The 17,920-nt window shown below is 72.3% G+C and carries 20 protein-coding genes; 9 read left to right on the top strand and 11 right to left on the bottom strand.

All coding sequences use genetic code 11. The features are described from left to right. On the bottom strand, positions 1-96 hold a 96-nt coding region (locus ACFY7H_RS32320; protein WP_352332740.1), incomplete at its 3' end, for an S-adenosylmethionine synthetase N-terminal domain-containing protein. A 245-nt stretch (positions 97-341) separates the two neighbouring features. Here ACFY7H_RS32320 and ACFY7H_RS32315 point away from each other — a divergent pair. Beyond that, positions 342-1,055: a class I SAM-dependent DNA methyltransferase gene (locus ACFY7H_RS32315; protein ID WP_388945705.1), complete on the top strand. Its 714-nt coding sequence runs from the start codon at positions 342-344 to the stop codon at positions 1,053-1,055. A gap of 139 nt (positions 1,056-1,194) precedes the next feature. Next, the gene (locus ACFY7H_RS32310; protein WP_388945702.1) at positions 1,195-2,643 is read left to right on the top strand and encodes a DHA2 family efflux MFS transporter permease subunit; all 1,449 of its coding nucleotides are present in this window, start codon (positions 1,195-1,197) and stop codon (positions 2,641-2,643) included. A 35-nt stretch (positions 2,644-2,678) separates the two neighbouring features. Here ACFY7H_RS32310 and rfbA read toward each other — a convergent pair whose 3' ends face one another. From rfbA to ACFY7H_RS32285, 5 genes are all read right to left on the bottom strand, one after another. After that, complete coding sequence (gene rfbA, locus ACFY7H_RS32305) at positions 2,679-3,611, bottom strand: glucose-1-phosphate thymidylyltransferase RfbA (protein ID WP_388945699.1); 933 nt, start codon at positions 3,609-3,611, stop codon at positions 2,679-2,681. Between the two features lie 156 nt (positions 3,612-3,767). After that, a complete protein-coding gene (locus tag ACFY7H_RS32300) occupies positions 3,768-4,682 on the bottom strand; it encodes an NADP-dependent oxidoreductase (RefSeq protein ID WP_388945696.1) in 915 nt (304 codons plus the stop codon). 33 nt (positions 4,683-4,715) lie between these two features. After that, positions 4,716-5,660: an SRPBCC family protein gene (locus tag ACFY7H_RS32295; RefSeq protein ID WP_388945693.1), complete on the bottom strand. Its 945-nt coding sequence runs from the start codon at positions 5,658-5,660 to the stop codon at positions 4,716-4,718. Between the two features lie 24 nt (positions 5,661-5,684). After that, positions 5,685-6,740, bottom strand: coding sequence for a hypothetical protein (locus tag ACFY7H_RS32290; protein WP_388945690.1), 1,056 nt, complete (start codon positions 6,738-6,740; stop codon positions 5,685-5,687). A 63-nt stretch (positions 6,741-6,803) separates the two neighbouring features. Next, positions 6,804-7,958: a nucleotide disphospho-sugar-binding domain-containing protein gene (locus ACFY7H_RS32285; RefSeq protein ID WP_388945686.1), complete on the bottom strand. Its 1,155-nt coding sequence runs from the start codon at positions 7,956-7,958 to the stop codon at positions 6,804-6,806. 127 nt (positions 7,959-8,085) lie between these two features. Here ACFY7H_RS32285 and ACFY7H_RS32280 point away from each other — a divergent pair, with 127 nt between their 5' ends. Beyond that, positions 8,086-8,544: a nuclear transport factor 2 family protein gene (locus tag ACFY7H_RS32280; protein WP_388945683.1), complete on the top strand. Its 459-nt coding sequence runs from the start codon at positions 8,086-8,088 to the stop codon at positions 8,542-8,544. 89 nt (positions 8,545-8,633) lie between these two features. On the opposite strand, the gene ACFY7H_RS32275 is transcribed toward ACFY7H_RS32280, so the two are convergent. From ACFY7H_RS32275 to ACFY7H_RS32260, 4 genes are all read right to left on the bottom strand, one after another. Continuing rightward, positions 8,634-9,560 (bottom strand): ParB/RepB/Spo0J family partition protein, encoded by a 927-nt coding sequence (locus tag ACFY7H_RS32275; protein WP_388945680.1) that lies wholly within the window; start codon positions 9,558-9,560, stop codon positions 8,634-8,636. After that, a complete protein-coding gene (locus ACFY7H_RS32270) occupies positions 9,557-10,813 on the bottom strand; it encodes a ParA family protein (RefSeq protein ID WP_388945675.1) in 1,257 nt (418 codons plus the stop codon). Before ACFY7H_RS32270 ends, ACFY7H_RS32275 begins: the two co-directional genes overlap by 4 nt. 170 nt (positions 10,814-10,983) lie before the next feature. Further along, positions 10,984-11,655 carry a ScbR family autoregulator-binding transcription factor gene (locus ACFY7H_RS32265; protein WP_388945672.1) on the bottom strand — a complete coding sequence of 224 codons (672 nt, stop codon included), beginning with the start codon at positions 11,653-11,655 and terminating at the stop codon, positions 10,984-10,986. A gap of 221 nt (positions 11,656-11,876) precedes the next feature. Next, positions 11,877-13,052, bottom strand: a complete 1,176-nt coding sequence (locus tag ACFY7H_RS32260) for an FAD-dependent monooxygenase (RefSeq protein ID WP_388945669.1) — start codon at positions 13,050-13,052, stop codon at positions 11,877-11,879. An 85-nt stretch (positions 13,053-13,137) separates the two neighbouring features. On the opposite strand from ACFY7H_RS32260, the gene ACFY7H_RS32255 reads away from it, so the two are divergent. Next, positions 13,138-13,875 carry a TetR/AcrR family transcriptional regulator gene (locus tag ACFY7H_RS32255; RefSeq protein WP_388945666.1) on the top strand — a complete coding sequence of 246 codons (738 nt, stop codon included), beginning with the start codon at positions 13,138-13,140 and terminating at the stop codon, positions 13,873-13,875. 69 nt (positions 13,876-13,944) lie between these two features. Further along, a complete protein-coding gene (locus ACFY7H_RS32250) occupies positions 13,945-14,337 on the top strand; it encodes a hypothetical protein (protein ID WP_388945663.1) in 393 nt (130 codons plus the stop codon). Here ACFY7H_RS32250 and ACFY7H_RS32245 read toward each other — a convergent pair. Then, a complete protein-coding gene (locus tag ACFY7H_RS32245) occupies positions 14,276-14,797 on the bottom strand; it encodes a hypothetical protein (RefSeq protein ID WP_388945660.1) in 522 nt (173 codons plus the stop codon). The genes ACFY7H_RS32250 and ACFY7H_RS32245 overlap by 62 nt on opposite strands. Before the next feature lie 125 nt (positions 14,798-14,922). Between ACFY7H_RS32245 and ACFY7H_RS32240 the strand changes: the two genes are divergently transcribed. The 4 genes from ACFY7H_RS32240 (at position 14,923) to ACFY7H_RS32225 (ending at position 17,809) form a co-directional block, all read left to right on the top strand. Next, entirely contained in the window at positions 14,923-15,126 is a 204-nt protein-coding gene (locus ACFY7H_RS32240) for a hypothetical protein (RefSeq protein WP_388945657.1), read from the top strand. Between the two features lie 136 nt (positions 15,127-15,262). Further along, positions 15,263-15,877 (top strand): ScbR family autoregulator-binding transcription factor, encoded by a 615-nt coding sequence (locus ACFY7H_RS32235; RefSeq protein ID WP_388945654.1) that lies wholly within the window; start codon positions 15,263-15,265, stop codon positions 15,875-15,877. Positions 15,878-16,115: 238 nt separating this feature from the next. Beyond that, on the top strand, positions 16,116-16,964 hold the full coding sequence (locus tag ACFY7H_RS32230) for a BTAD domain-containing putative transcriptional regulator (RefSeq protein WP_388945651.1): 849 nt from the start codon (positions 16,116-16,118) through the stop codon (positions 16,962-16,964). A 77-nt stretch (positions 16,965-17,041) separates the two neighbouring features. After that, on the top strand, positions 17,042-17,809 hold the full coding sequence (locus ACFY7H_RS32225; protein WP_388945648.1) for a ScbR family autoregulator-binding transcription factor: 768 nt from the start codon (positions 17,042-17,044) through the stop codon (positions 17,807-17,809). Positions 17,810-17,920 lie beyond the last annotated feature (111 nt).

Genomic DNA, 17,920 nt, shown 5'->3' with positions numbered 1-17,920 from the left:
GAGGAGCGCGTCGAGGATCGTGTCGCTGATCTGGTCAGCGATCTTGTCGGGGTGACCCTCGGTCACGGACTCGGAGGTGAACAGGCGACGGGACATTGCTCTCCGGGGGTGGCTCGAGGGGCAGCGGGTCGGTGCCGCGAAGGGGGAACACCCCAGGCTCGCCAAGACCTCTGGAGGCTCGCTCAACCTGGAACTGCCTGACGGAGGATCGGGCGGGCCCTGACGACGGCAGTGGGCCGGCTCCGGACGTCCAGTGGGGGTCGAGGTGGACACGAGCCGGCCGGGTCAGCCTCGTCCCGGTCCCAGGACCGCGCCGGGACGTGTTCAACGGGAGGGGATCCATGTACGAGAACAAGAGCCAGGCGGAGCTCTACGACCGGCTCTACCAGGACCGCAAGGACTACGAAGCGGAGGCCGCCCAGGTGGCCGGGTTCATCCGCGGGCGCAAGCCGGACGCGGCGAGCCTGCTGGACGTGGCCTGCGGCACGGGCATCCACCTGGCCGCCTTCGCCAAGATCTTCGACCGCGCGGCCGGGATCGACCTGTCCCAGTGGATGGCGGACCTCGCCTTCGAGCGGCTCGCGGGCGTTCCCGTCCACCAGGGCGACATGCGCTCCTTCGACCTCGGTGAGACCTTCGACGCCGTGGTGTGCATGTTCAGCTCGATCGGCTACCTGCGCACCGTCGAGGACCTGGACTCCGCCGTCCGGGCCATGACCCGGCACCTCGTCGAGGACGGCGTCCTGGCCATCGAACCGTGGTACTTCCCGGACAACTTCCTCCCCGGCTACGTCTCCACCCACGCGTTCAAGGACGGCGACCAGGGCATCTCCCGCGTCTCCCACTCCACGCGGGAGGGCAACGTCACCCGGATGGAGATCCACTACGTGGTCGCCGACGCCGGGACGGGAATCCAGCACCGCAGCGAGGTCGACTACCTGACGCTGTTCTCCCGCGAGGAGTACACGAACGCCTTCCGCAAGAGCGGTCTCGACGTGGAGTACGTCGAGACGGGCGGCGGCCGTCCCGGATTCTTCCTCGGCACCCGCAAGTAGCCCGGGCCCCACGGCGGTCGGCGCCCTCCGGGCGTGCCGCCGACGCCCGTCCGGGGCGGCCGCGGCACGCGTCCGCGGGAACAGGATCGCTCGAACCGGATTCGAGGCGGAGCAGAGCGCGGCTTCGTACGGTCCTCGTATGCAGACTCCACCCCCGGAACGCCTGGACCGCAGACTGCTCATCCTCGCGGGCACCCTGCTCATAGGCGCCATCGCCTCACTGCTGGACTCCACCATCGTCAGCGTCGCGCTGAACGAGATCTCGGCCGATCTGGAAGCGTCCGAGACGGCGCTGTCCTGGGTCAGTACCTCGTACCTCCTCACCCTGGCCCTGGTGACGCCCCTGGTGGGATGGGCCGTCGACCGGTTCGGCAGCAGACGGATGTGGATGTTCGCCCTGGTCGTGTTCCTCGGCGGATCGGTGCTGTGCGGGGTGGCCTGGTCGGTCGAGAGCCTGATCGCCTTCCGTGTCGTCAAGGGCGTCGGCGGTGGCATGGTGCTCCCGATGGTGCAGACGATCCTCGCCCAGGCGGCGGGACCCAAGCGCTTCGGCAAGGTGATGAGCCTGGTGGGCATCCCCGGACAACTCGCCCCGATCCTGGGGCCGGTGGCCGGCGGCCTCATCATCGACGTCGCCAGCTGGCGCTGGATCTTCTTCGTGAACGTACCGCTGATCCTCGTGGCGCTCGTCCTCGCGCACAGGGTGCTGCCGCCTTCCACCGGCGGAGGGGACGCCAAGGTCGACCGCGTCGGTGTCATGCTGCTGCCCCCGGGCATGGTCGCGCTGGTGTACGGGTTCTCGCGGGTACGTGACGTGGCGCAGCTGACCGACCCGCTGACGGTCGGAGTCCTCCTCGCCGGCGCGGCGCTGATCGCCGCGTTCTGCGTGCACTCCGTGCGTTCGCGGTCCCCGCTCGTCGACGTGGGGCTCTTCCGCTCCCGGGCCTTCTCCTCGTCCTCACTGCTGGTGTTCCTCAGCGGTGTGGCCGTCTACGGCCCGCTCTTCGTCCTGCCGCTCTTCTACGCCCGCTCCCTGGGCCACGACAGCTCCACCATCGGCTGGCTGCTCGCCCCCCAGGGCCTCGGCATGCTGGTCGGCCTGTCGGTCGCCGGGTGGCTCACGGACCGCTACCAGCCCCGGGTGCTGATCCTGTTCGCCACCGCCCTGTCCGTGGCGGGCACCGTCGGCTTCACCCAGCTCGCCTCAGACCCGGACGACCTGCTCCTCGGCGTCTCCCTGGGCGTACGGGGCCTGGGGCTCGGAGTGGTCGGCGTGGCCATCCTCATCACCGCCTACCTCGACATCCCTAGCGACCGGATTCCCCGCGGCACCGTCATGATCGCGGTGGTGCAGCGCGTCGGGGCGTCGTTCGGGACCGCGATGGTCGCCCTGCTGCTGTCCGTGAACCTCGGCGCCTCGGATGCCGGCGGCCCGCAGGCGGACCCGTCCGCCTACGCGAACACCTTCTGGTGGGTGCTGGGGATGGCGGCGGCGATGGTCGTACCCGCGCTCTTCATGCCGAGGCGGCCCGACGGGGAGGCCGCCGACGAGACGGCGAAGGCGGCACCGGAGTCCAGCCGCAGCTGACCAGGGGTGCCCGTCCCTGATCCGCCGGGCACCCCCTAGAACAGGGCCGCGACGGTTTCCGCCGTCGCGGCCGGAACCGTCGTGGCGAGCCGGCCGGCCCGGGCGGACTCCGCCACGGACATGACGTACTCGCCGTAGCCGGACTTGCGCAGGAGCCAGCCGAGCCGGTGGCACTGGTCGGCGTCGATGAACCCCATCTGGAGGGCGATCTCCTCGACGCAGGCGACGCGCAGCCCCTGGCGCCGCTCGAGGGTCTGGATGTACTGGGACGCTTCCAGCAACGAGTCGTGGGTGCCGGTGTCCAGCCAGGCGAAACCCCGGCCGAGGTCGATGAGCGAGGCCTTGCCGCGGGCGAGGTACTCGAGGTTGACATCCGTGATCTCGAGCTCGCCTCGTGCGGAGGGGCGCAGCCCACGGGCGATGTCCACCACATCGCTGTCGTAGAAGTACAGGCCGGTGATGGCCCGGTTCGACTTCGGCCGCGCCGGCTTCTCTTCGATGGAGACGAGCCTGCCCAGGGTGTCCGTCTCGCCCACCCCGTACCGCTCCGGGTCGCGCACGGGGTAGCCGAACAGCAGCGCCCCCTCCTTGTGCGGGACGTGGCGGTGCAGCAGCTGGGCGAATCCGGGTCCGTGGAAGACGTTGTCACCGAGGACGAGGGCGACGGAGTCACCGCCGATGTGCTCGGCCCCGATGACGAACGCCTCCGCGAGGCCGCGCGGCTCCGGCTGTTCGGCGTACGACAGGTTCAGACCGAGCGCGCTGCCGTCACCGAGGACGCGGCGGAACTGCGGCAGGTCCACCGGTGAGCTGATGATGAGGATGTCCCGGACTCCGGCGAGCATCAGCACGGACAGCGGGTAGTAGATCATCGGCTTGTCGTAGACCGGGAGCAGCTGTTTCGAGATTCCCAGGGTGAGCGGATGCAGCCGGGTGCCGTTCCCGCCGGCCAGGATGATTCCCTTCACGGAAAGTCTCACCTCGTGTTGTCGTCGGCTCGTTCGCAGGGGCCCGGAGGGTTGCTCCGAGACTGTGGCAGGCCGGTCGAGGAAGCCTCGAAGCACGCAAGCGAGAGGGGGCGGCCGTGGTGGCCGCCCCCTTCGCGGTGGGGCATCGCGAGCAGGTCAGCCGATGGTCAGGACGACCTTGCCGCGGCCGTGGCCGCTCTCCACGTCCCGATGGGCCTCGTCGGCCCTGGCGAGCGGATACGCCTCACGGATGTGGATGTTGACCTTGCCCTGGACGTACAGGCCGACGAGTTCGGCGAGCCGCTCGGCCGAGCGCGCGCCCGCCACCGACGGCAGCCCCAGTTCCTGCGCCGCCTCGTCGGCGATCATCGTGACGACTCGGTTCCGGTCCTTGGCCACCTCGACGGAGGCCCGCAGGGCGTCGGGGCCCGCCGCGTCCAGGGCCGCGTCCACGCCGTCGGGCGCGATCGCCCTCACCCGCTCGGCGAGACCCTCGCCGTACGTCACGGGGATGGCACCCAGTGCGCGCAGATGGTCGTGGTTGCGCTCGCTGGCCGTGCCGATGACCCGGCCCGCACCCCAGGCGAGGGCGAGCTGCACGGCGAAGGTGCCGAACCCGCCCGCGGCCGCGTTGACGAGTACGGTGTCGCCCGCGTTGACGCCCACCGTGGACAGGGCCATGTGCGCCCCCTGGCCGTTGCCGGAGAAGCCGGCCGCGACCTCCCAGGGCATGGCCGGGGGCTTGCGGACGATCTGGTCCGCCGCCACGGTGATGTACTCGGCGTAGGCGCCCAGGACGCTGTAGCCGAGCACCTCGTCACCCTCCGCGAAGGCCGTCACCCCCTCGCCGGTCTGGTCGACCGTGCCGGCGAACTCGTTGCCGAGGACCATCGGGAACTCCCGCTTGATGAACGGCGGGGTCCAGCCGCCGCGCACCCGCACGTCGAAGGGCAGCACTCCGGCGGCCCTGACGCGTACGCGCACTTCGCCGGGACCGGCCTGCACGTCCTTGACGGTGGTCTCCCGCAGCACCTCGGGGGCGCCGAACTCGGACAGAGCGGCTGCTCGCATTACGGGGGTCCTTTCAGTAGTTCGTCATGTGGATCAGTTCGCATCCTGCTCGAGACGGTTCTTGACCGCATCGAGAACCAGCCGGACCTTCGAGCTCAGTTCGTTCTGTACGAACCCCCTGGCGGCCTCCAGCCCGGTGCCCTCACCGAGCACGGCCGCGACGCCGGACTCCTTGATGACGACCGTCTGCAGGGAGCGGACGACGGTGCTGCCGTCCTGCTCCGTGAGGAGCCACTGGACGTGGTGCGAGGCGCCCAGCGGCGGCAGCAGCAGCTGCTTGTAGGCGATCTTCGAGCCGGGCAGCCCGACCCGGGCCGCCCGGGTGGTGAAGATCCCGCCGTGACGCTCGACGGTGTCCAGCTCCAGGACCTGGGTGTGCCCCTCGCTGCCCTCCCGGACGTCGGCCCGTGCCACGTGCGCCATGTAGGAGGGCCACTCGCCGGCCTCGTAGAGGGCGGAGAACACCGCCTCGACGGGCGCCGCGACGGTGACGCCGTCCTCCACGGTGACCAGGGCCTCGGGCCGCAGCGCGGCCAGCTCCGCGGCGTCGCGCACCGCCGCGACCTCGGTGCGGGCGATCGTCTCGACGGTGCTGCGGACCGTCTCGGCCGCCGCCGGGTCCTTGAGACGGTACTCGTGTTCCAGGCGCACCACGGAGCCGCCGTCCGGGGCGGGTTCGACCACCCAGGAGCGGAGCATCGACTCCACCTGCGGCGGAAGGGATTCCGGCCGGAATTCGACGCGCAGGGCGTCCTGGTCGACGCGGCGCAGCGCCACCCAGTGCTCGACGGTGCCGTCGTAGTGCCCCCACATGCCGATCCGGTCGAACTCGCCGTCCCGGCCGAGGTTCTCCAGGTGGACGAAGGGGGCGAAGACGCGCGGCCAGTTCCCCTCGTCCGCGAGCAGCCGGTGCACGTCCTGAGCGGAGGCGCGCACCGGCAGCTCGTGCGCGGAGCGGTGCGTGTGTGTCTCTCCCATGGGCTCCTCTTCCGTGGTGACCGGTCAGCTGCGCCAGCGCGCCGCGCGCAGCACGCCCGCGCCGGTGGTCAGCGAACCGACCGCCGTCCCGGAGTCGTTGACGGCGTAGGCCTCGGTCGCGCCGGACGGCCAGGCGACGCCGAGGTCGGTGACCGTGCCGTCCGGGCTCCAGGTCACGGCGTGGTAGACGCCGCCGGGCGAGTACGAGAACCCGGCCGCGACCCCGAGGTTGTTGATGCCGTAGGCGGCGGACCCGGTGTGGCCGGGCAGCGGCGCCAGCGGTACGACCTGCCCCTGCTGGTTCCAGCGCACGGCGTGGTACGGGCCGTCGTAGAACTTGCCGGCCTTGAACGAATTGCCGACCGTGACGCCGAGGTCGTTGACCCAGCTGGCCTGGCTCGAGTCGTCGCCGGGCAGGATGCCGCCGAGCGGGACGGGGGTGCCGTCGGCGTTCCAGCGGACCGCGTTCTGGAAACCGTTCTGGAGGGAGTAGCCGACCGTGACACCGGAGTTGTTGATGGAACCCGCGGAGCTGGCGGTGCCGCCGGGCAGCGGGGGCAGGTGGACGGCCTTGCCGTCCGAGTCCCAGCGCATCGCCTTGTAGACGTTGTCCGGAGTGGCCGAGAAGCCGGCCACCGTCCCGAAGGTGTTGATCGAGTAGGCGCGGCTCTTGACCGAGCCGGGCAGCCCCTGCAGCTGGACGGGCGCGCTGTTGGGGCGCCACACGACGGCGCGCTCGGACTTGTCGGCCGCGACCGAGCGGCCCGCGATCGTACCGGAGGCGTTGACCACGAACGCCGTGCCGCTGACGTCACCGGGCAGCGTGCCCAGGTCGGTTATGTTGCCGTTCGCCGCCCAGCGGACCGGGCGGCTGACGCCCTGGGCGTTGGCGGAGTAGCCGACCGTGACGCCCCAGGGGTTGATCCCGTACGCCAGGCTGGAGGTGTGCCCGGGCAGTGTGCCGAGATCTGTGACGTTCACCGCCGAGTGCGCCGGGAGCGCGGCGGCCGCCACCAGGGCCGCTGTGCCGAGCGCGAGGACGGTCCCTCGCGAAGCGCGGGACAGCAGGGTGAGTCTCATGTTCCGTGATTCCTTTCGTCGTGCGGGATGTCGTGGCGCGTGGATGGCGCGGCTTCGCCTCCGTCAGCGCCCGCCGGCCAGCTTGACGAGGCGCGGGACCATCGAGTCCGGGCCGGGCTGGGAGGTCAGGTGCTCGGCGACGGCGGCCGCGGTCTTGCGCAGCTGGGCGTCGCTTACGAGGCTCCGCAGCACCTCGACGTCGATCTCGTCCGGCTGGAGGTTGAAGCCGATCCCCGCCGTCTCGACGATGCCGGCGTTGATCCAGTTGTCGGACCCGTACGGCATCGCGAGCTGCGGCACGCCGGCGTGCGCGGAGGCCAGGGTGGTGCCCGCGCCGCCGTGGTGGACGATGCCGTCGAGGGTGGGCAGGAGCGCGCTGAGCGGGGTCCAGCCGACCGGCCGGACGTTGCCGGGGAGCGGGCCGAGCGGCTCCAGGTCCACCTGGTCGCCGAGCGCCAGTACCAGTTCGGCGTCCAGGCCCTCCGCGGCGTCCAGGACGCTGCGCAGGCTGCCCACGCCCGCCACGCCGGGCACGATGGTGCCCAGGGTCACGACGATGCGCGGACGCTCCTTGGGGGCGGCCAGCCACTCCGGCAGCACACCGCCGCCGTGGTGCGGGACGAAGCGCATGCTCCAGCCCTCGCCCTGGCCGCGCATGAACTCCTGCGGGGCGAAGTAGATCGGCTGCACCGTGGGCAGCTCCACCGGGACGCCGAGGCGCTCGAAGGTGGGCGCGAGGTGCGGCAGCAGGCGCTCCGGGAGGTTCCCCTCACGAAGGAAGCTGTAGCCGTTCTCCACCGCCGGGATGCCGAGGGCGCGGGCGGTGAGCAGCGCGGTGCCCTGCAGGCGGGAGTAGACGATCAGGTCGGGCCGCCAGTCGCGCGCGAACTGCAGGGTCCGGTCCGCCATCAGGTCGTTGATCTGGCTGAACTTCTCCAGGATGAAGTCCGGCGTCTCCTCGGACCGGGTGACCTCCTCGCCCCGGGCGCGCATCGCGGTCATGCGCTCCTGCGGGGTTCCCTTCTTGGGGAAGACCATGGAGAAGTCGGCCTCGGGAGCCACGTCGTAGGCCATGAGGCCGGCGCCCACCGCCGCCTGGACGGAGACTCCGGAGGTCGCCACGGCCACCTCGTGACCGGCGGTACGGAGGGCCCACGCGAGGCCAAGGGCGGGATAGATGTGGTCGAGTCCGGGAGAGACGTTGAACAGGACACGCACGAGTGCCACCTCGATTCGGCTGGAAGATGCTGCGCGGTCACGATGGCGGGCCCGGCTCAACTCGGACTCGAGAGGCGCGTTGGAGCCTCGGCGCGATGAGCGCGTGTGCGAGAGACGGGGAGTGCGGATGAGCGGGACCACGAACGGCACGGAGCCCTACGTGTCGGCGGAGCTGTACGCCGAGGTGCAGCAGTTCTACGCGTGGCAGATGAATCTGGTGGAGGGCCCCGGCGCGGACGCGGACGCCTGGGCGCAGACCTTCACCGAGGACGCCGTCTTCGAGTCGGCGGGCGAGCCGGAGCCGCAGCGGGGCAGGGACGCCCTGCGCGCCACCGTGCGCGCGGGGGTCGAACACATCGCCGCGCAGGGCCTCGACTTCCGGCACTGGTTCGGGATGGTGGGTGTCGAGCAGCGGCCCGACCACACGCTGCGCACCCGCTACTACGCGCTGGCGATGGCCACCGCGCCGGGTGGCCCGCTGGCGATCCGCGGCTCACTGCTCTGCCACGACGAGCTGGTCCGCGCGGACGACGGCCGTCTGCTCGTGCGGCGGCGCAGCCTGGAGGCGGACGGCCGGGCCCGCTGAAATCTCCCTTGCCCGCACGCGGGGGCGTTGGCGGTGTGGCTGCCGCCAGCGCCCCGGCGTGTGCCCGGCCGTGCGTGCGGGCCGTCGGATCAGATGCGCTGCATCAGCAGCTCCGTGACGGCCTTCAGGTCGTCCGGGGTGAGGTGCGCGGTGAGGGCGTCCGCGATGCTCTCCGGGGAGTGGGTGGAGATCGTGAGGCGGGGCGCTGGTGTAGGAGGGGTGCCCGGCGCCGGGGTGCCGGCGGCGTCGGCGGCGTTAACGCCGTTAACGGTCCGGGGTGCCGGGCGGGTGCGCTGGCGCGGGGGGTTGACGGCCTGGATGTTCTCGGTGGCGGCCGCCGCCTGTTCCTCCTGGGGGAGGCGGCCGATGCGGCGGGCCGGCTCGACCTTCAGCTCGCCCGTCTCCACCTTCCCCTGGAGCTCGGGCGTCAGGTTCAGCAGGGTCAGGCGCTGGGAGACCCAGGCCGCCGTCTTGCCGATCCGCTTGGCCACCTGGGCCTGGGAGCCGTGCACCTCGACCAGTTCCTGGAGGGCGCGGGCCTGGTCCATGGGGGCCACGTCGACCCGGTGGACGTTGGCGATGAGCGCCGATTCGAGGATGTCCGCCGCCGAAGCGGACAGGGCGTCGTTGACGTGGATGTGCATCGTCTTGAGGCCGGCCAGCTGGGCGGCCGCGAGGCGGCGGTTGCCGTCGATGACCACGTACGGGGCGCGGCCCAGGCCGTCGGTCTGGCCGGGGTGGGCTTCCATGAAGGCCAGCCGGGTCGCGACCGCGAGGGGCTGCAGCTGGCCCCGTACGGCGAGGGACTGGGCCAGCTCGTCGAGGTCGGTGAGGTCCTCGCGGAGGTTGAACGGGTTGTGCGCGAGGGCGTCGATGGGGACCTCGGACGGCGGGACCACCCCGGAGGTGGGGGCGCCGGTGGCCTCGGCGATGGCGGCGCGGCGGGGGCTGACCCCGACGGGCTGGGCCCGTGCGAAGGACGCCGAGACGCCGAGCTTGTCGGCCTTGCTGCTCATGAGATCTCCCGGGCGAGGGCGCGTAGGGCGACGGCCTGGTCGCCGTTGGGGGCGTAGACGAAGAGGGGCTGCTTGAGACGGACGGACTCGCGCTGTTCCTTGAGGTCGGGGACGATCGCCACGACCCGCGGATCCTTTATGTCCATCCACGCCTGGAGCGAGCTCGTCGCGATGTAGCCGCGGCGGCCGTCGTAGAGGTTCACGACGAGGCCGAGGTAGTCGATGTCGAGGCTGAGGTCGTCGCGCAGATCGTTGATCTGGGAGGTGAGGAGGTCGTACGCGTCGGCGGAGGAGTCCTCCGCCTGTACGACGATCAGCGCGCCGGAGGCGCCCGGCTGTTCGGCGTCGCGGCGCCGGCCGTAGTAGATCGCCGCGTCCATGCTCAGGCCGAGGCTGGGCGGGCAGTCGATGAGGATGACGTCGTAGTCGGACTCGACGGGGGCCAGGGCGCGTTCGAGGGCGGCCTCGCGGGCGCGGACGGTGGAGAGGCGGACGTCGAGGAGGAAGGCGTCCGTGCAGGCGGGCAGGAGGTGGAGGCGGTCGCCGAACCGGTCGTGCGTGATGGGGGCGATGAGGTCCTGGAGGGGGCCCTTGGCCTCGCCGGCCATGTGGCAGGTGAGGCTGTCGCCGCCGATGGGCAGCGGCTGCTGGCCGAGCTGCTTGGTGAGGTGGCCCTGGGGGTCGAAGTCCACGAGCAGGACGCGCATGCCCAGGCCCGGGAGGTCTTCGAGGTCGAGGGAGGAGCCGGAGTGGCCGGCGTCCGTGTCCTCGGGGGTGGCGAGGCGGGCCAGTTGGCGGGCGACGCGGACCGGGTGCAGGCTCGCGGGGTCTTCGGCGAGGGCTTCGGCGGTGCCGGCGGTGACGGCGGTCTTGCCGACCCCGCCCTTCTGGTTGCACACGACGATGCGGCGCACGACGGAGGGACGCTTGACGGTGGGGGCCGGGTTCAGCTCCAGCCAGAGGCGCACCGCTTGGGCGAGACCCTGGATGAGGGAGACGCCGCGGTCCTTGCAGTCGGTGCGGAAGGACTCCCACTGTCCGGCGGGCAGCCAGGTCGAGAACGACTCGGCGCCGGAGGTGTCGACGGGGGAGGGGGCGGAGGCGAGGGCGCTCCAGTGGGCGATGCCCTGGTGGACGGCGTCCTGGATGTCGACCCGCAGTTGGGCGGTGCGGATCTTCAACTCCTGGCGGAGCCACGGGGGGAGCTTGGAGACGACCTTCTCTCGGTCGTTCTGGGACGAGGGCGAAGTCATGAGAGGGACTTTACTAACGTTCTGGGGTGTGCGTGGGTGCCACGCTTGGGTTTTGCTAACGAAATGGGTGGAGAAGGGTTCCGGGTACGCGACAGGGCGGCCTCGCACACGCCGTAGCGAGCACCCCCGTGGTTCACCACGGTGTGCGCGAGGCCGCCCTGGAGGCGTCGTCAGCCGACCGGAACGGGCGCCTGCGGGCCGGTCTGGCCCAGCGCGGCGCGGCAGGAGGGAGAGCCCGCCGGGTCGAAAAGGGGGATGCGGGAGGCGGGCACGATGCCCGGGAGGAGGTAGTTCCACAGGTCGACGACCCGGGCGTGCAGGTCCTCGCGGTCGGCGCGGACGTGCGAGGTCACCTGGACACCGGTGAACGAGCCGACGAGGAACGTCGAGAGGTCGTCCACGTCGAGCGAGGGCATGATGTCGCCGCGTTCCTGGGCCGGCGTCAGACAGCTGCGGCAGGTCTCGATCCAGGCGTTGTACGGGGACGGGTCCGGGCTGGTGAACGAGCCGAACTCGATGACCAGGCGGATGCCGGCGCGGATGCGGGCGTTGGTGCGCAGCCCGGCCGCCATCTGGTGGGTGAGGTCGATGACCGTCTGGAGGCCCGGGTCCTCCAGGGCGGGGACGTCCTTGGACACCTGGAACTGCTCGTCCACCAGGGTGCGGGCGAGGGCTTCCTTGGACGGGAAGTGGAAGTAGAGGGCTCCCTTGGTGACTCCGGCGTGCCTGACCACGTCGCTGAGGCTGGTGCCGCCGAATCCGGCGCGGTCGAAGGCGACGGCCGCGCCGTCGAGGATCGCCTGCCGGGTGATCTCGGCCCGTTCCTGCCTGACCCTCGCCACGTGTGTGTCTCCTGATTGTCGGTTACGTCCGCTGTGGGCAAGGTCAATCTAGTCGGAGCGATCGAAAAGAAACCAGTCGACCAGTACTTTTAAGGCGCTTGGGAGTTGTGTTCTGGGATGGTTTGGGGTGTTTTGCCGGTCATTCTTCGTGGAGATGGGGGTGGGGGCGTTAACGGCGTTAACGCCCCGAAGGGCCGGGCCGGGGTGGGGTGTTAACGCCGTTAATGGGGGAGGGGGAGGGGGAGGGTGGCGGTCGTGCGGCCCGCCTTCAGCATCAGGGCCAGGCAGCCGGGGCGGCTCAGGAGGGTGTTGCGCAGGCGCAGGCCGAGGGGGGTGGCGGGGGCCAGGAAGGGGCCGGTGCGGTTGCCGCCGCGTTGGCAGGCCCGGGCGTAGGGGCGGACGAGGGACTCGTAGCGGCGGAAGGCGGCCCGGGGATCCTCGGGGGAGCGGGCCAGTTCGCCCGCCAGGACGTACGCGGCCACGACCGCGGTGCCGGTGCCCATGCCGCCGATCGTCGCGCCGCAGGCGGCGTCCCCGAGGAGGGCGGTCCGGCCGGTGGACCAGGCGTCGACGTCGGCGCGGCTGATCGAGTCGAAGTAGAGGTCCTCGGCGCCGGCGAGGGACTCGAGGAGCGGGCCCACGCGCCAGGGCAAGCCGGCGAAGGCACGGTTGATGAGCGCCTTGTGGGCGGCCGGGTCGTGGCGGTCGTACGACAGCTCGGGCGAGGCGAAGAGGAAGAAGGCGCCCGCGCGGCCGGGGGTGGCTGGGGAGGAACCGACGGAGGCGAGGCGGCCGGGGGCGTTGAAGCCGACGGAGCCGCGGCGGACGGGGTGGGGGTCGCCCGGCAGGCTCCAGGTGGCGGCGTAGTGGCCGAGGTGGGAGACGTACCGCTCCTCGGGGCCGAAGGCCAGCCGGCGGACGGTGGAATGCAGGCCGTCGGCGCCGATGACGATGTCGAAGCTGCGGGGCGGGGCGTGCCGGAAGGTGACGTCCACACCGGCGGCGGTCTCGGTGAGGGAGGTGATCGAATCGCCGAAGAGGTACTCGGTGGAAGGGCGGGAGGCCTCGTAGAGGATGCGGGAGAGGTCGCCGCGCAGCACTTCCACGTCGCCGCCCGCGAAGGCGGCGGGGAGGTGGAGGAGTTCCCTGTCGTCGGCGTCCACGAAGGTCATCGGGGTGCCGCCGGTCTGGACGCGGCGGAGTGCGTCGAGGATGCCCATGCGGTGGAGGACGCGGAGGTGGGTCTCCCCGCGGAAGTCCACGGCGTGGCCGCCGTCCCGCAGGGCCGGGGCCACCTCGACGACGGTGGGGCGGAAGCCGTGGCGTGCGAGCCAGTGGGCGACGGCGGGGCCCGCGACGCTCGCGCCGGAGATGAGCACGGTTCTGGTGGTGGGCATACGTGTCCCCAAATAACTGTGTCCGATGGATACTGTTTCGGTGTGTACGGTAGACGCGGTTTTGGTGCGAAGGCAAGGGGATCCGGTGGCGGACGGGCAGTGGGCGGCGGCGGTGCGGTTGTTGTGGGGGCCGCCGGTGACGCCGGCGCGGGGGCCGAGGCGGGGGCTGACCCTGGAACAGATCGCGGGGGCCGGGGTCCAGATCGCCGACGGCGAGGGGCTCGGCGGTGTGTCGATGCAGCGGGTGGCCGGGGAACTGGGGGTCACGAAGATGGCCCTCTACCGGTACGTACCGGGGAAGGCGGAGGCCGTCGCACTGATGGTGGAGGCCGCGCTGCCCGACCCGGCACGGGGATTGGACGCCGCGCTGGCGGCCGCCGGGGACGGGTGGCGGGAGCGGCTCGGGGCGTGGGCGCGGGAGCTGCTGGCCGGGTTCCGGGCCCATCCGTGGCTGCTGGACGCGATGGTGGGGGCGCGGGCGATGGGGCCGCGGGAGGTCGGGTGGCTGGAGCGGGCGCTGGCCGCGCTGGAGGGGTGCGGGCTGAGCGGGGCCGAGGCGATGGACGCGGTGGTGCTGGTGGCCGGGCACGTACGGGGGATCGCCGAGCAGGAGCGGGCGACGGGTGGCGCCGGCGGCCCGGACGAGGAACTCGGGGCGGTGTTCGGGGAGGTCGTGCGGATGAGGGGCGAGGAGTATCCGGCGCTCGCGGGCGCGCTGGCCTCCGTCGCCGAGCACGGGGGGCAGGACCAGGCCCTGGAGTTCGGGCTGGAGCGGATCTTCGACGGGCTGGGGCTGTTGGTGGAGCGGCGGGCGACCTCCTGAAGTCGGGCGACCTCCTGAAGTCGGGCTGCCTCTGGTTCCGGTGCGCGGGGCCCCGGGCAGGACAGGGCCGTGGCGGGTGGAGTGCTGGTCGCCGTGGCGGTGGTGGTCCTCGCGTGCGGTGCGGGCGGGGTGTCGGCGCGCGGGCTCGGGCAGCCGGCGGTGGTCGGGGAGATCGCCGTGGGGATCCCGCTCGGGCCCGCCTTCCTGGGGCGGGTGTGGCCGGAGGGGCAGCGGTGGGTGCTGCCGGATGAGGTGCTGCCGTCCCTGGGGGCGTTGGGGAACCTCGGGCTCGTCGTCTTCGCGTTCCTGGTGGCGCTGGCGCTTGGGTTGTACGGGACCTTCGTGCCGGAGGGGGTCGGGCGGGGGGAGTTCGTACTGTTCGTGGCGGTGGCGCTGAGCGTCACCGCCTTCCCGTGCTGGCGCGGATCCTCACCGAGCAGGGTTTGTACGGGACGCCCGTGAGGGTGCTGGCGATGGCCTGCGCGGCGGTGGCGGACGTGGTCGCCTGGTGCCTGCTGGCGGTGGTCGTGGTCGTGGTCGTGGTCGTGGCCGTCGCCGGGGGCGGTGGTGCCGGGGCCGGGCTGGGGCGGGCGGCGCCGGCCGGGGGCTTCGAGGCGGGGATGTGGTGGGGTGTGCGGCCGCTGCTCGCCCGGGCGGTCGGGCGGTGGGGGGTGCGGCGGCCGGAGGGGGAGCGCCGGAGGCCGGGCGGGGCGGCGGGGTCGTGGTGCTGTTCGGCGGGATCTGCCTGGCGGCGTAGGCGACGGAGGCGCTGGGGGCGCACGCGTTGTTCGGGGCGTTCGTCCTCGGGGCGGTGGTGCCGCGGGGTGGAGGCGGTGGAGTTGGCGGCGCGGCGGACGCGGGAGTTCGCGGTGCCGGTGCTGCTGCCGCTGTTCTTCGTGGGGACCGGGCTGCGGACCGACATCGGGGCGCTGCACGGGGGCCGGGCCTGGTGGTGGACGGCGGCGGTGCTGGGGGTGGCCGTCGCGGCGAAGTGGGGCGCGGCGACGGCGGCGGCGCGGGTGGCGGCGGCGCCGGGGGCGGGACGCCGTGCTGCTGGGGGCGCTGATGACCTGCCGCGGGGTGACGGAGCTGGTGGTGCTGAACGTGGGGCTCGGGCTGGGGGTGATCGCGGTGGAGCTGTTCACCGTCCTGGTGCTGATGGCCCTGGTGACGACGGCCGCGACGGGGCCGGTGGTAAGGGTGCTGGGGGTGCCCCCGGCCGCGAGCGCCGGGACGGGCGACGGGCGTTGACGCGGTCGGCGGTGGACGGCGGCTCTGGCGGGAGTCCGGTCCGGCTCCGGTGAGGGCGTCGACTGTGGCCCAGGATCTCGTACCCCCTCGGTGTGGGGCGGCCCGCGGATGCGGCGATTGCGGTGTGGAGCCCCTCATGGTCAAGCAGGAGCGTGCGGCACGCACGCGGGAAGCTCTCGTGCTGGCCGCGGCGGAGGTGTTCGCCGAGGAGGGCTTCGCCGCGGCGTCGATCGCCGCGATCAGCGAGCGGGCCGGAGTGACCTCCGGCGCCGTCCAGTTCCACTTCGACGGAAAGCCCGCCCTGGCGCGGGCCGTGGAGGCCCGGGCGGCGCGCAGGCTGCGGCGGATCGCCGAAGCGGAAGGCGCGGGCGACCGGGACGGCGATCCCCTGCTGGTGCTCGTCGACGCGACGTACGCGCTGCTGAAACTGCTGGCCGCGGACGTGGTCGTACGGGCCGGCTTCGCCCTGGGCGCCGACGCCGCCCACCGCAGCAGGGTGGATCTGCGGGGGCAGTGCCGTCTGTGGACACAGGAGCTGATGGACACCGCGGAACGGGCCGGGCTTCTGGCCGAGGGGGTCTCCCCGCAGGACGCGACGCGGGTGGTCGTGGCCATCACCTCCGGGTTGAGGGAGTTGCTGTCCGTGGAACCGGAGTGGACCTCGCGGCAGGCGCTGGCCCGGATCTGGACGGTGGTGCTGCCGGGGATCGCTCCGGACGGGAAGGCCGTCGCCTATCAAAAAACAGACTGAATGGTTTGATTGTTGGGCCCTGATGGGTGTTATATGACCTGCGTAGCGAGGTGGCTGAACGGCTCCAAGCTGTCGTGGGTCTGTGCTGTTCACGCAAAAGCCCAGGTCAGATGGATATTTCCGAGGAGCGGCGAGATTCGCCCGGCCGAAAGCCGGTCGACCGGTTACGCATTGACAAACCGTCCGGCCTGTTTTCTACTGACTCTTGCGACTCATCCAAAGGACAGGGGAGTACGACGTGGACATCGATGTACTGGGCGCACTCGCCGTGCGGGAGAACGGGATCTCCATCACGCCCACCGCCCCCAAGCCCCGCCAGGTCCTGGCGCTCCTGGCCCTCCACGCCGACCAGGTCGTACCGGTGTCGGCGCTGATCGAGGAGCTGTGGGGGTCGATGCCCCCGCGCAGCGCTCGCACCACCCTCCAGACGTACGTCCTCCAGCTGCGCGCGCTCATCGCGACCGCCCTGGAGGGCAGCGAGGACGAGGAGCGGACCGCGAAGGACGTGCTCGTGACGCTGCCCGGCGGCTACCTGCTGAACAGCGACGGCGGTACCAGCGACGTCCGCGAGTTCGACCGGCTCGCCGGCATGGGCTACCGGGCGATCGACGCGGGTGACTACCCGGTCGCCGCGCAGCGGCTGCGCGAGGCCCTCGCCCTCTGGTCGGGCCCCGCCTTCGCCGACGTACAGGGCGGCGTCCAGCTGGACATGGAGACGCGCCGCCTGGAGGAGACCCGGCTGTGCGCCCTCGACCAGCGCATCGAGGCCGATCTCAAGCTGGGCCGCCACCGCGAGCTGCTGGCGGAGCTGACCGTGCTGGTGAGCCGGTACCGCACCCACGAGAACCTGCACGGGCAGTTCATGCTCGCCCTGCACCGCTCGGGCCGGCGCGGCGAGGCACTGGACGTGTACCAGCGGCTGCGCACCACGCTCGTACGAGACCTGGGCCTGGAGCCGTCCACCGCGCTGCGGCGGCTCCAGCGCTCGATCCTGATGGCCGGACCGGAGGGTGCGGTCAAGGCGCCGGCGGTGGCCGGGGCGGTCGCTGGTACGGGCCCGCGGGCCGAGCGGCTCGTACGGGCCTGACCCGCGGACGGCCGGCGCCGGTGCGCGCGGCCGACGGCAGGTGCAAGGACGGAGCGGGGGCGAAGGGAGACGGAGCGGTGCAGGAGAGGTCGGAGCGGACCCGCAGGCGGTTGGTCTTCGCCGGGGCGGAGTTGTTCCACCGCAGCGGCTACGCCAACGCGACGCTCGGGGAGATCGCGGGTGCGGCCGGGGTGACGAAGGGGGCGTTGTACTTCCACTTCGCCTCGAAGGACGAGCTCGCCGACGCGGTCCAGCGGCGCGGATGCGGCCTGTTGCACGACGCGGTCCGGGTGCTGCGGGAGGGCGGGGCCTCGCCCCTGCAGGCGCTGATCGACACGACACACTGGCTGGCGCGGACGCTGCACGAGGATCCGGCGATCCCGGCGAGCTTCCGGATCACCAAGGAGTGCGCCGGGCAGCAGCCGGCCGCGGTCGACTTCCACGGGGCGTGGCTGTCGGCGGTGTGCGAACTGCTGCGGACGGCGCGGGACGTGGGCGAGCTGCCGCTGGACCGGCCGGTCGGGAGCGTTCCCGGCGACGGTGACGCCGGTGCCGGCGACCGCGATGAGGCGAGGGGCGACGCCGGTTCGGCCGCCGACCGGTGGGAGAGCGCCGAGGCGCTGGTGGCAGCGGCGGTCTGCGGTATCGAGGTACTGGCCGGCACGGGGCTGTCGTACGCGGAGCTCCAGCGGAAGGTGGCCGCCCTGTGGGGGCTGTTGCTGCCGAGCCTGGTGGGTGCGGCGCGGGTGCGGGAGTACCGGACGCAGGCCCCTTCCGGCGGAGCCGCGGCCGGCTCCGGTGCCGGCGAGGAGCGGCGGTACGAGTTCCTCGGGAGCGGGGTCTAGGACCGCTTCCGGTGGATCACGTCCGGCGGGTCGGCTCGACGCACGGCACGGGTCCTGCCCGGACGCGGCCCCGCGGGTCGCGGCACGCTCGGGCACCTGCCGCCGACCGGG

Origin of the sequence: Streptomyces sp. NPDC012794 (assembly GCF_042901085.1) — a bacterium.
Taxonomy (GTDB): Bacteria; Actinomycetota; Actinomycetes; order Streptomycetales; family Streptomycetaceae; genus Streptomyces.
This window is presented reverse-complemented; position numbering and strand designations above follow the sequence as displayed.